Source organism: Trichodesmium erythraeum IMS101, assembly GCF_000014265.1.
GTDB lineage: Bacteria > Cyanobacteriota > Cyanobacteriia > Cyanobacteriales > Microcoleaceae > Trichodesmium > Trichodesmium erythraeum.
This window is the reverse complement of sequence record NC_008312.1, coordinates 275,337-288,589: the sequence shown is the minus strand read 5'-3', so window position 1 is coordinate 288,589 and position 13,253 is coordinate 275,337. Positions and strand designations below refer to the sequence as shown.

At 32.9% G+C, this 13,253-nt stretch carries 7 protein-coding genes, 1 tRNA gene and 1 pseudogene; 3 read left to right on the top strand and 6 right to left on the bottom strand.

The window, feature by feature from the left end; genetic code table 11:
• The first annotated feature begins 172 nt into the window (after positions 1-172).
• Complete coding sequence (locus tag TERY_RS00850) at positions 173-424, top strand: hypothetical protein (protein WP_044136254.1); 252 nt, start codon at positions 173-175, stop codon at positions 422-424.
• Between the two features lie 294 nt (positions 425-718).
• Positions 719-2,728 carry an FAD-dependent oxidoreductase gene (locus tag TERY_RS00845; RefSeq protein WP_011610078.1) on the top strand — a complete coding sequence of 670 codons (2,010 nt, stop codon included), beginning with the start codon at positions 719-721 and terminating at the stop codon, positions 2,726-2,728.
• Positions 2,729-3,916: 1,188 nt separating this feature from the next.
• On the opposite strand, the gene TERY_RS00840 is transcribed toward TERY_RS00845, so the two are convergent.
• From TERY_RS00840 to TERY_RS00820, 6 genes and pseudogenes are all read right to left on the bottom strand, one after another.
• Entirely contained in the window at positions 3,917-4,411 is a 495-nt protein-coding gene (locus tag TERY_RS00840) for a hypothetical protein (protein ID WP_052845729.1), read from the bottom strand.
• 129 nt (positions 4,412-4,540) lie between these two features.
• On the bottom strand, positions 4,541-4,987 hold the full coding sequence (locus TERY_RS35895) for a CAAD domain-containing protein (protein WP_370497363.1): 447 nt from the start codon (positions 4,985-4,987) through the stop codon (positions 4,541-4,543).
• 774 nt (positions 4,988-5,761) lie between these two features.
• A pseudogene (gene gltX, locus TERY_RS35890) lies at positions 5,762-7,186 on the bottom strand (glutamate--tRNA ligase); the annotation flags it as partial.
• A 349-nt stretch (positions 7,187-7,535) separates the two neighbouring features.
• Positions 7,536-7,609, bottom strand: a tRNA-Asp gene (locus TERY_RS00830).
• 339 nt (positions 7,610-7,948) lie between these two features.
• Positions 7,949-9,073, bottom strand: coding sequence for an esterase-like activity of phytase family protein (locus tag TERY_RS00825; RefSeq protein WP_044136251.1), 1,125 nt, complete (start codon positions 9,071-9,073; stop codon positions 7,949-7,951).
• Between the two features lie 213 nt (positions 9,074-9,286).
• Positions 9,287-10,825, bottom strand: a complete 1,539-nt coding sequence (locus TERY_RS00820; protein ID WP_011610074.1) for a TM0106 family RecB-like putative nuclease — start codon at positions 10,823-10,825, stop codon at positions 9,287-9,289.
• A gap of 919 nt (positions 10,826-11,744) precedes the next feature.
• Here TERY_RS00820 and TERY_RS00815 point away from each other — a divergent pair.
• The gene (locus TERY_RS00815) at positions 11,745-12,923 is read left to right on the top strand and encodes an aminotransferase class V-fold PLP-dependent enzyme (RefSeq protein ID WP_011610073.1); all 1,179 of its coding nucleotides are present in this window, start codon (positions 11,745-11,747) and stop codon (positions 12,921-12,923) included.
• Positions 12,924-13,253: the final 330 nt, after the last annotated feature.

Here is a 13,253-nt window from a genome sequence, read left to right as displayed (position 1 = left end):
GTTAAGGGCAGTATTACTTTTGATAATATTTTCTGAACTGAACCTGTCAAGAACGAGGATCGTTTAATCTCATGTATCTTTAGAATATCTACTGTGAAAAAAAATTAGGAAATTAAAAATTGAGAGGAATTGATGTGAGAAAAGCATTCTTATTGTAGCTAATTAATAGGACTTGAAACACCGAACCAGTATTACTGGCATTTATGCTGATGACTTTGTTATCCTATTCTGTGGAAGTATATTGAAACCATCGGACTTGATAGAGGTAGACCTCATAATACCTAAGTTTGAAGGTGGTGACAACACATATAAAAACAAACACGACACTAAAACAGTCTTAGATAGCAAAACATATCAAAAACCAAAATTACAGGATCTACCTGAGAGATGTATATGGGTAAATGATATGTTAATACTAGAATAAGAAGGATGTACCTATGACAAATGATCTCTAAGAGAGAAGCCGTGTGAGGTAAAAATCTCACGCACAGTTTTGCGCGCGAGTCGGGTAAGGTGACTTACCTGGCGGATGTTTGACAAATTGTATGGTAGTCAGATACAAGGAAGAAAGAATGCAAAATGTTGAGAAAAAAATTTTAAAAAGGTACTTTTGTTTAACCGGATTTTGTACTATACTAAGTTAATAAGATAATACAACAAGATATTATACCAATTTACTATAAGTGAACTTTTGCCTTTTCATATTTAACTGTAAATTATGCCAATAAAAACCAACCCAATAGCTAGCCTAATTCTCAGCTTATTTTCCCTGGCTCCAGCTATTACACCAACTTTAGCCGCGCTACCCTCTACCCCAGATCAAGAAGAAACCTGCGAAATTTTAGTTATCGGTGGTGGGTTAGCAGGAGCTGCAACCGCCTATGAAGCATTATTAGCAGGGCGCACCGTTTGTATGACTGAAATCACTGACTGGGTAGGCGGTCAAATTTCCTCTCAAGGCACCTCTGCTCTTGACGAACGCGGAACTCAACGCAGTCTTCTATTTTATCCCCGTGGTTATCTAGAGTTACGCGAACGCATTAAAGAAAAATATGGTAGATTAAACCCTGGCAACTGTTGGGTAAGTGTTTCCTGTTTTATGCCTTACGATGGTCACGCTATCCTATTCCAGATGTTAGAAAATGCTGCCAAAAAAGGTGGCGGTACATTAAAATGGTTTCCCAATACTGTTATCAAACAATTAGACATTTCTCAGAACCAAATTAATAAGGCGATCGCTATCCAACATCAACCAGCAGATGATACCCCACCCATAAACATTGAACCTCTATCTCAAATTATCGAAGATGCCTACCTTTACGAAAATTCAGCAAGATTTGATAAAACTATAATTCAGTTTGTACCTCAACCATCTTCAGAAAAAACAGGTGGTGCAGACTGGTACGTTGTTGAAGCAACTGAAACCGGAGAAGTTATTGCTCTGGCAGATGTTCCCTACCGTCTGGGTATCGATCCCCAAACCTACGTTAACCCCTCATCTCCTATTGATACCACAGACCCCTACTGCACTCAAGGTTTCACTTACACTTTTGCGATGGAGGCGACTAAAACACCTCAAGCCCATGTCAAACCGCCATTTTATTCTCAGTATTCCCCCTACTATAGTTATGAATTATCTAGATTAGCTAATTTCAACCTAGTTTTCAGCTATAGACAAATTTGGTCGACGAAACCAGACGCACCTCAACCAGGTAACTACAGAAAACGAACTATTTATCCCGGTGATATTTCCATGCAAAATTGGACTTGGGGTAATGACTACCGCCCTGGAAACAAGGATGATAATTTAATTTACAGTCGAGGGCAACTACAAGCTACAGGTCAACTACAACCGGGAGGCTGGATGGGCGGCTTGCGTACTGAAGCCCTCCGTCGAGGTGAGGAAAATGCTCTTGGTTATTTTTATTGGTTAGTTGAAGGTACTACTGACTCCCAGTTAGGAGAAGGAGTGAAGCAAAAATATCCAAATTATCGTTTATTGAGTGGGTTTGATACACCGATGGGAACAGCCCATGGGTTATCAAAATATCCTTATATTCGAGAAGGACGACGCATTATTGGTCGTGTTGGAAAAACTCATCCAAGAGGTTTTACAGTGGTGGAGGTTGATATTGCTAAAAAGAATTTTCGGGATGATTTTTATCAAAAAAATTTAAGGTCAGATGAGTTTAATTATCTTTGGGGAATAGTTGGTGGTTTTGTACCTAAAAATTCAAAAATTAATTCAGTAGAAAAAATCCCTCAACGAGCAAGGGCAACTGTTTTTCCTGATAGTGTAGGAATTGGTCATTATGCCATAGATTTTCATCCTTGCATGACAAAAAGCCCGCCAGAAGTACCAAATAATTCTGAACGAAAAGACATTAGGAAAGGTCAGGGTGCTACCTATCCTTTTCAAATACCTTTACGAGCAATGATCCCGCAAAGAATTAATAATTTATTAGTAGCTGGAAAGAGTATTGCAACAAGTTATATTGCTGCTGCTGCCTATCGAGTTCATTCTTTTGAATGGTCTGTTGGAGCTGCTGCTGGTACAACAATTGATTTTGCTTTAGAAAGAGGTATTTTTCCTTATGAATTAATTGATGATATGCCTTCTAAAGAATGGGAATTAGAAATATTACAAGGTGATTTAAATAAAAATGGGAATCACACAGCTTTTCCTGAAACTTCTATTTTTAATAATTCTTGGAATGAATGGAAATAGAATTAAAGATGAGTTATTTGTGTTGAGTATAACATCCAAGAAATATACTTTTATATCAAGTGTGAAAAAAGAATGCTTAAGTTGGCTGACAGTTCAATTATTAAGTAATTAACACTTCCACGATAACTTTATTTAATAATTAGTACTCTAAAAGCGTGTTAATTTTATAAATTTTGTGGGGACTCCTTTATGCAACATCCCTACTCTTCCACTATACTAGAGGGTTTAGGGACGGGTATATAACTCCAGAAAGTGTAACAAACACTTCTGGAGTTGGTATGAGGGAGTAGAGCAAGAAATAAGCTAAATATATTAATTCTATTGATTGTACAAAATTAATCACCAAATCTGATATAATAGTAAACTAATCTAATAAGATATTTGACTATTGTTTGCGTTTCACCAAATACAAACTAATAGCAGTAACTACTAGTAAACACAAGCTAGAAACAGCTTCAGAATTTGCTAAAGTAAAAATCTTACTTCCAAGCTTCCAAAACATTTTTTTCTCCTACAAAAATCAATTCAAATAGGGTTACTTTTATATCAGCAAAATACTCTTAATTGGTCAATGATTTTTCTGTGTTTTTTGCTGTATTTTTATTTAATATTTTTAAATATTAAATTAGTTTTGGTAAACTCAAAGGTTAAGTAAGTCGGTGTTGAAATTGGTTGCTATGTAACAAAATGTAAATTAACCTCAAACTAACTCTGTAGAGGAGCTTGAAGTCAGTATACAAATATTAATATAGCTAAGTTTTTTTCATGCCTACCTACTTATCTCAAACATTTTATTTAAAACTATTAGAAAGACAGGAATATACATCTTAAAGGTATAGTAATCCTAAATCATTTTATCCTAGGAGTAAAGTTATTGATAATTTTGCTGGAAAATATATAATTAATTTTGTTGAGGCAGTTATATTAGTTTGAATGCCCCTTTTTTTAAATTAAGTCAAATTGGGAAAAACATTTACTAGAAATATTGATAGCTATACTCAAGTTACTTGAAAAATCAATTTTATCCCATTCTTGTAGTTGACAACAAGCTGCACAAAATATCTACAAACCAAACTGTTATACCAATAAAAAAAAGAATGGTACGATATATACAAATAAATTTTCTATAAATACTTATAATTCATACAAAAAAACTTAATTAAATTAACTTAAGATTATTACTTATCTTTATTCTTTAGTAATTTTAATTACATAAGGATAGTATTTATTTCTTTGGTAAGAACCTATCCAAATGTCATAAGTACCTGAAAACCATTGACCTGTAATTCCTGGATTTTTTCCCTCGAAGTCATCATTACACCAACTACCTCCAGGACCTCTAATAACTAAAGTTGTATCTTCACTACTTTGAACCTCAAGTTTCAGAGATTTAAAAAAGCCATTTAAAACTAATCTATGATCTGGTTCTCTATCAATAAAACCTACACATGGTCCTGTTACAGTATTTTCTCTACCTGTTTTTTCTTTTGCAGATATAGGTCCTCCACTTAACCCTCTGATAATCATTCGGTTTAGAGTAGACTTTGGATACAAGTTAACATCTTCAAATATAGGTGTCAATTGTAAATTTTGGGATAAAACTGGGGTGATTTTCTGCATTCCTGCTGATGAAAACAATACTCCTAAAAATAATATCGTTTTTTTGTATTTATTTATATTCATTGTAGAGTGCTGTTTTCTCATAAAAAATGTTAAAAAAGTTATAGGGGAAAATATAAATCACATATTTTGCTGTTTCACTTGAATATTTTTAATTTTCCCTTTCTTTTTTTTAGTACATCAAGTTTTTATTTAAGATGGCTTACCAAAAATTTCTCTTTTTATATTTTCAATTTTATCCAATAATTCTTGTCGATTAGATCTCTTGAGTAAATAACGGTAAACAAACCAGACTAAATATATAACGCCAATTAATTCAAAAATAATTGATAGAATAGGAATTCCATCTAAAGCTTCTATAACAACAGCCATGAACGTAAAAGTTAATATTACTAAGGCTAACCAACCAAATAATTTAAGCTGACCTTGGTATTGTTGATATAATTGATTAATATAGTCAGGAAAGTTAAAAAAGATATTAATAAATTGCTCTTTAATCTTATTGGGTTGTTCAACCTCTACTGTTTGGTTGGTTACTGTATCTACAGGTTTTTGGTCATCTAAAATGGAAGTTTCAACCTGAGTAGCTACTTTTTGTTCTCTGGTTTCTGCATCAGTAGCAGTAGGAGTAGTTGCCACTGGAGTTGTAATTTGGCTCTGTGTTTCTTGAGTCTCTACTGAAGTATTCTCAGTTACATCAGTAGCAGTGGAAGTAGTTGCCACTGGAGTTGTAATTTGGCTCTGTGTTTCTTGAGTCTCTACTGAAGTATTCTCAGTTACATCAGTAGCAGTAGGAGTAGTTGCCACTGGAGTTGTAATTTGGCTCTGTGTTTCTTGAGTCCCTACTGAAGTATTCTCAGTTACATCAGTAGCAGTAGGAGTAGTTGCCACTGGAGTTGTAATTTGGCTCTGTGTTTCTTGAGTCTCTACTGAAGTATTCTCAGTTACATCAGTAGCAGTAGGAGTAGTTGCCACTGGAGTTGTAATTTGGCTCTGTGTTTCTTGAGTCTCTACTGAAGTATTCTCAGTTACATCAGTAGCAGTAGGAGTAGTTGCCACTGGAGTTGTAATTTGGCTCTGTGTTTCTTGAGTCCCTACTGAAGTATTCTCAGTTACATCAGTAGCAGTAGGAGTAGTTGCCACTGGAGTTGTAATTTGGCTCTGTGTTTCTTGAGTCCCTACTGAAGTATTCTCAGTTACATCAGTAGCGGTAGGAGTAGTTGCCACTGGAGTTGCAGTTTGTCCTTTTTTAGGTGGTTTTGTTGTCTGAGTTTGTTCTTTTGATAAAGCAGGAGATTTTGGAGTTGTTGTTTTTAGCAAAACATTACCTTCACCTTTACTCTTGTGAGGAGTAGTTTCTGCTTTCTTCGTGTCCTCAATCTTCGTGTCCTCAATTTCCTGACCTATAGATTTTTTGAAGCGTAATATATCAAAGCCCTTTTGATGCAGCAGTAACCAGGACTCAATTAAATCTGGCCCTTGCATTGCACCTGTCAAGGATGCTCTTAGCGATCGCATAACAACGCCTTTCTTCACATGAACCTTCTGAGTCACCTTTTTAATAGTTTGCTTTACATCAGCTACTAGTAGAGGTGCATCAGCATTTATTATTTCTAGAATAGAATTAATAGATTTAACAGAATCTTCATTCTGCATTTGCGTTTTGGCATCTTCATTCAGTTCTACAGTAGGAAAAAAGAATAACTCACTCATTTCCACTGCATCTGTGAGGCGAGTCAAACTTGGTCTTATTAATGTTACTAGTTGTTCTAACCAAGAGCGATCGCCCTCTGGATCCAATTCATATCCTGCTTTTTGCCAAATGGGAATTAATTTATCTGTCAGTTGTTTTACTGGTAGATTATGTAAATATTGACTACTTATCCAATCCAACTTATCCCAATCAAACTTAGCTCCTGCTTTATTCACCCTTTCAAAACTAAAGTTTTGTCCTGCCTGTGCTAAAGTAAATATTTCTTCCGTTGCATCTGGAGGCGTCCACCCCAGCAAACACATATAATTTGCCAGTGCTTCAGGAGTAAAACCCAATTCTTGAAAATCAGAAATTGAAGTTACTCCATCTCGTTTTGACAATTTTCGTCCTTCTTTATTGAGAATTAGAGGTGTATGGCCAAATTCCGGTATTTTCCCCCCTAAGGCTTCATAAAGTAATATTTGTTTAGCTGTATTAGCAATATGGTCTTCACCTCGAATCACATGGGTAATTTCCATATCCATATCATCTACTACCACCGCCATATTATAAAGGGGTTGTCCTACCTCATCTCCTCCTGCCGCACGAGAAATAACCATATCTCCACCTAGGTCGCTTCCCTTCCAGGTGACTTTCCCGCGGACCATATCATTCCAAGTAATTATTTGATCATCATCTATTCTAAAGCGAATTACTGCTTGCCTTCCTTCAGCTTCAAAAGCTTTTTTTTCCAGATCTGTGAGGTTTCGGTGGCGGTTATCGTAGCGAGGTGCTTCTTTTCTGGCTTTCTGAGCTTCCCGCATTTCCTCTAGTTCTGCTGCTGTACAATAGCAGCGATAAGCTAATCCTTTGTCTAATAAACTTTGAGTTGCCTTCTGGTATAGTTCATAACGTTGGCACTGATAGAATGGTCCTTCATCCCATTCTAATCCTAGCCAGCTCAGTCCCTCCAAAATATTGTCTGTATACTCTGGACGTGATCGCTCTTGATCTGTATCTTCTATTCTTAGGATAAATTTTCCCTTCTGATTTCGTGCAAATAACCAGTTAAATACAGCAGTTCTGGCTGTACCTATATGTAAGTTTCCTGTTGGACTTGGGGCCAGACGAACTCTAACACTCATATTAATTTATATTTTAGTTTTTTTGTTTTTAGGTTTTATTCTAACTTCTGGTTAAAGGTCGAGAATATTATTAATCCAAATTTAGTTCAGATCAGACCAAAACTATTATGGTATTGAAGTACTTAGACGAGTTTTTTCAGATTACAGAACTACAAAAAAATCCTAACTGAACCGTACTTAAATATATAATTTACCATAGTCAGTATAAATCTCTAATTTTGACTTAATTAATTCTAATACTAAATTAACTTGATATTTTCATCATAAAATTTAGGCTTTTATCAGTCAAAAAGCTCTATTAATTAGGTTTATGAAATTATTAATAGTATTCAGTTATTCATTGATTATACGGGACTGACGGGGCTCGAACCCGCAACTTCTGCCGTGACAGGGCAGTGCTCTAACCAATTGAACTACAGTCCCTTTCCGTATGCCATATATGATTATTACTCTTTCTACTTGATTTGTCAAGCATTTATCCAATTTTTTTTCAATATTCCTGTTTCCTTGAGCCACAACCTTTACCCGACAAAACTTTGAAAGTTTTTTTCTTGAGGTATTTTGAGATATCCTCCAATGTCTTTCTTAGATTTTTGACTTTTAACTTCCCTCCCCAGAAAGACTATGCTTTATCAACATTTTTCTTCACATAGACAAATTGACAAAATACATAATTTATGCATGACACTTTAAAATGTTTTGGTCACAACTAGATACTAATAACTAATAACTGATAACCAAAATGGTTTTTGACTTGAACAGCTAGAGTTTAGTGCTGAAAATGAGAAATTGAGTCAATTGTAAGGGGTTAAAATTATTATCGCTGACTAGGATGAGCGATCGCCGACCATCTGCCAATCTTGGGCCAAAGGTCATTCCTTCAATATTGTCTGAGATTAATTCTAGATTACTCAAATCTAATAATAATTCTTTTTGTGCTGGAGAAATAGGAGTTAAATGAGTATTTAAGCTATTAATTTTTTGAATATTATCTGCATTTGACAGATCAACTTGAAATAGTTTAATCACATTTCCAGTATCTAGAGAAAAAGATCTTTCTAGACTTAAAAGATGAGTATCATCTAACGCCATTAATTCTACTAAGCCATTAATCTTTAAAACACCTGAATTATTAGATTTAGAAGTAATAGGTTCTGTGATATATAAAAACTCTTTTTCTGGCTTACCTTTAATTAAATCATACTGTAAAATTCTACAAGGACTACCAGTGGAAACATTTGCTTTTACACCATCTTGAATTAAAGCATTTTCTGTAGCAGTGAAGAGGTATTTTTTGTTAGGAGTAATAGTTAAATTTTCTAAGGCTAGATTATTTCTGATTCCACTTTTAGCTTGTATCAGAAACTTTTTGGGAATTGGTAAATTTTGTAGTTGTTTACCTGCTAAAGAAAATTCTCTAATAAATGGTTGTATTTGACGTTTTCTATCTCCTTCAGAAGATATAAATAAACTCTCTCCAGTCAAAGCAATTCCTTCTGTATCAATACTTAAAGAGGGAAATGGTTGGCTATTTTCATTTAATAAAGTTGTAACATCTATAAAAGTTACAGTTTCCTCCGAAATTTTATTTATATCTAGGTCAATTTTAAGAGTATAAAATCGCGCTGCTGCTTTCCTACTACGGTCATCAGAAATAGCATAATAAATTTGTTTATCTTGATTGTAGGTTATGCCAGAAAGTCCACCTACTTCTGTATTTTTAAATTTTAAACCTGTGGGAAAATTCACCTCTCCTAAAAAAGTTATTTTAGGAATATTTGCTTGAGTCATTGATTTAATCAATATGGCTGTAATTAGAAGAATAACCAAACAAGTAACTAAGGTAGAAATTAAATATTTATATCTTTGATTTTTAGGATTTTTCATAATTTCATATAAATAGCATAAAAGTTTGATATAAACTCTATAGTTTATCTCAAAATTGCTATACATAATAGGAACATAAATTTTGAAAAAAAATGGGATAAATCATAAATATAGCTGTCTTAAATTTCTTCAATTAATTATAAATGTAAGAGTTTTACCATTTAGGCCTTGTCAATCATTTGCTAGAGCTAATACTGTATATTTACTTATCCTTTACTTCCTATTTCCTAGTTCCTGTTCTAAAAATTTTGACAACCATTCTTTAACATAATAAGTAGCATAACAATCATCTTCATTGTAAATAATAATTGCGTCTAATAAAGAGCGATCGCCTGTTGCTAACCATTGATCATACCAGCAAACAGATTGAGCGCCATTAGCTTCAGGATTTCGCCATTCAAAACCTAACCAACGGGCAATATTTTTCAAGGCATAGCTTTCTATAGGTAGTGTAATAGTTTGAGTAATAATTTTATGAATATCCACAAATCTTTTCAACAATGGTTTCCACTTATATGTTGGAGTATTATAGAGTTTAGCTAATTTTTTGACAGTTTGAATTTCATATTCACAGAAGTGATAAATTGGAGCGATAGGATACTTCCAAACTAAGTCTAAAAATTGATGCCAAATCAATTCTTCATCTAAAGGATTTTCTGCTAAATGAACATAAAATTTTTCTGTATTGTAACGTTTATTAACTACTAAAACACCATGTAAATAATCCAAATTAATTTCTGGTTGAGCCTCAATATCAAAGTACAATTCAACAGGAGCATTTACTAACTTAGTTAATTTATAATCAGTAATTGATAAAGCTGGAATCTCTAGTTGTTTTGTGAATTTTTCATTTCTTAAAATAACTTTATTTTCTCGTACTGATTGAGCTTGTTGCACAACTTCTATTGCGACTCCATCAGCAAATTCTGGGTAACTTTCTAAATCATTAGGATTCGTTTGACTTAAAGATTCTAAAGTTGTTAAATTCAATCTCTTCAAAACAGCATATCTATTAGAGGTAACTCCTGGTAAAAGAGATAAATGTTTTTCAGTTTTAGCAACAGCATGACAGGTATTATACCAAGCACAAAGACTACATTTTTGACGAGAGATAAAAACTTCTGGTTCTAGAGAATTTTGCAACATAAAAATTAACTCAGAAATAGCTTGCTGCATTGCCTGAATTCTCTGTTGTAAATTAACTTTGTATAATCCTTTATTTCGGAGAATTAAATAAGCAAATTCTGGCCAAGTTTTTTGAATGCTAGCTAATATTTGAGCATGGAAAGTAGTAACTATTTGATATTCTAATTTCGGACGTTTACTTAATTTAATATCCGTGGGAATATAAATCCAATTCCCGAAGCTAGAAGAACCAGGATATTTAATTAATAAATCTGGATAGCTAACAAAATTAGTCGATAGAAAATTATCTGTCTGAACTTGATTTTCTAGGGATGATTCTATGGCAGATTTCTGAATCATTAATACTCCCTGATAAATCACATCAACACCTGATGCCATTAATAGTTTTGTAGCTTTTGCCCCAGCAATAAAATTTCCCTGAGGATAATCCGGTTTTTGATAATTATAATTACCGACTATACTAGACCTAAATGCAGAACTATCTTTAATTAATTTCAGTCGAAAATCACTAGGAGATTCTTGTTGTCTAAAATCTCCATAAACATCTAAAAATACTTTTCTAGAACAGCGTTGATAAGAAAGTAGCTGAGAGTCAGTGATAAACATGAATTATTTAGTTCATAAGTCAGGGGCTTAACGGCAGTTAAAAATCTACAGTAAAACAAATAAATATTTATTCTATTTACTTCAACCCACTAGTAGAATAAAAATAAAATTACACCAAAAAGAGAAAAAATAATAAGTATTTATAATTACAAAACTGTCAAATATAAAAAAATTACAAAATTTATCTCTAACTTACTGCTTTACAGTGTTTTATATTTTCAGACTCAGGGTAGTCGTAGAATTATTTATAGTTAATCAAATTCTAGCAAAAAAAATACCTAAAATATCAATTTAGCTAAAAAATTGGGTTTAAAGCTTCTTCTATAATTAAGGGACTAGTTGTTTTTTTGAATATATAAGAAATGCGGTAGGCAAAATCAGTCAATACTTGTGGATGAGTAACTACGGATGGCCTCAAAAAGTTATATATCTCTTATAGTAGACTAGGAATTTCTCCCAAGTATTTCTGAAGAAAGACTAATAGAGAGTGAAGCAGATGTACTAAAAGATTGATTGTAGCAGTTTTTATTATTTAAAAATAAAGATATTTTAGTTTCAATACAGAAGACAAAAGTTGTGGATATTATGAAAATTTTAGTAGAAAAAAAATTCACTTCTGGTATTGAAAAAAAACTAAACTTTTTGGGGAAGTGTTAAAGCAGAAAAACTATTAATAAAATTAAAAAATGAGTTAGTTAATACTAAATATAATAATTAGAAAATAAGTTAGGTAGGTTTAATAATCTTTAAAATATTAATAGAGATTTAAAAGAGTTATAACTAGTTGATAAGTTGATTATAAGTTTTGTTATGTTTTTGATTATAAGGTTTATTTTTATCTATCTAATTATTTAAATTAATTAACATTTATGATATAATTAAAGACCGTATAATTTTGCTATTTATCTTCAAAAAAATTATGGATCAGAAGATTTCTCAATTGTCAAGTTATCGACAAAACTTTCCGGCTTTAGCTAATAAAAATTATTTTAATTATGGTGGTCAAGGACCTATGCCTAAAATATCTTTAGAGGCAATTTATGATTCTTATCAAAAAGTACAAAATTTCGGACCTTTTTCTGGAAAAATTGGTAAGTGGGTGGTTAATGAAGCAGCTTTAATGCGAAGAGCGATCGCTACTGAGTTAGGAGTTTCTCCAGATACTATTGCTTTGACACCAAATGTTACTGTAGGTTGTAATATTTCACTTTGGGGTTTAAATTGGCAGGAGGGAGATCATATCTTACTTTCTGACTGTGAACATCCGGGAATTATTGCTACAATTAAGGAGATTCAAAGACGTTTTAATATAGAGGTTTCTACTTGTCCAATAATGGAAACCTTGAATAAAGGAAACCCTGTAACAGTAATTAAAGAAAATTTACGTCAGAATACAAAGTTATTGGTAATCAGTCATATTTTGTGGAATACAGGTCAGGTTTTACCATTAACTGAAATTGTTAAATTGTGCCATTCTTTATTTAAATCTCCAATTAAAGTTTTAGCTGATGCTGCTCAATCTGTAGGAGTTTTACCTTTACAATTAGCAGAAACAGAGGTAGATTTTTATGCTTTTACTGGTCATAAATGGTGGTGCGGACCAGAAGGTTTAGGGGGACTTTATGTAAGTCCTAAAGTTAGGGAAAGTTTAATTCCTACTTTTATTGGTTTGGGGAGTATTTTGAGAGATAAAGTTGATCAAATAATTGGCTGGAAACCTGATGGTAGACGTTATGAAGTTTCTACTTCTGCTTATCCTTTATATTCTGGTTTAAGGCAAGCAATAAGTCTACATAATCAATGGGGAAATGCAATAGAAAGGTATGATAGAATTCAAAGGTTAAGTAAATATTTATGGGATAATTTAATCAAAATTCCTGAAGTTAAATGTTTATCCACATCACCGCCAGAAGCTGGATTAGTTTCTTTTCAAGTAACTAATGGTAAATCACATCAAGAGTTAGTGAATTTTTTAGAAAACCAGGATATTATGGTGCGAACTATTATTAACCCAGATTGTGTGAGAGCTTCTATTCATTATTTTAGTTTAGAGGCAGAAATTGATAAATTAGTTGCAGAAATTAAAGCTTTTATTTGAATAAGTTAGTAGGGGAGTAAGGGTAGGGGGGTTGTATAAAACTTCCCTACGACATAAGAATAATTAATATTCACTTAGCTAAACAAAGAAGAAGTTTATTCTATAATAATTGGTATGACTTAATTTTGTAGATGAGATTAAATATTCAGCTCTACAAGTAAAATTTTTCCCTTGGTTGAGTTCGCTGAAAAACAAGATAAATCTCAAAGGTTAACAGTAGCTAAATTAACAAGAAGATTGCTATATTTGGAAACTGTTTATCTTGTGGGGAGTGGAGTTTTAATTTAGTTTATTAAAGAAAAATTGGGTTAACAGCGAGAGTTTTTTCGG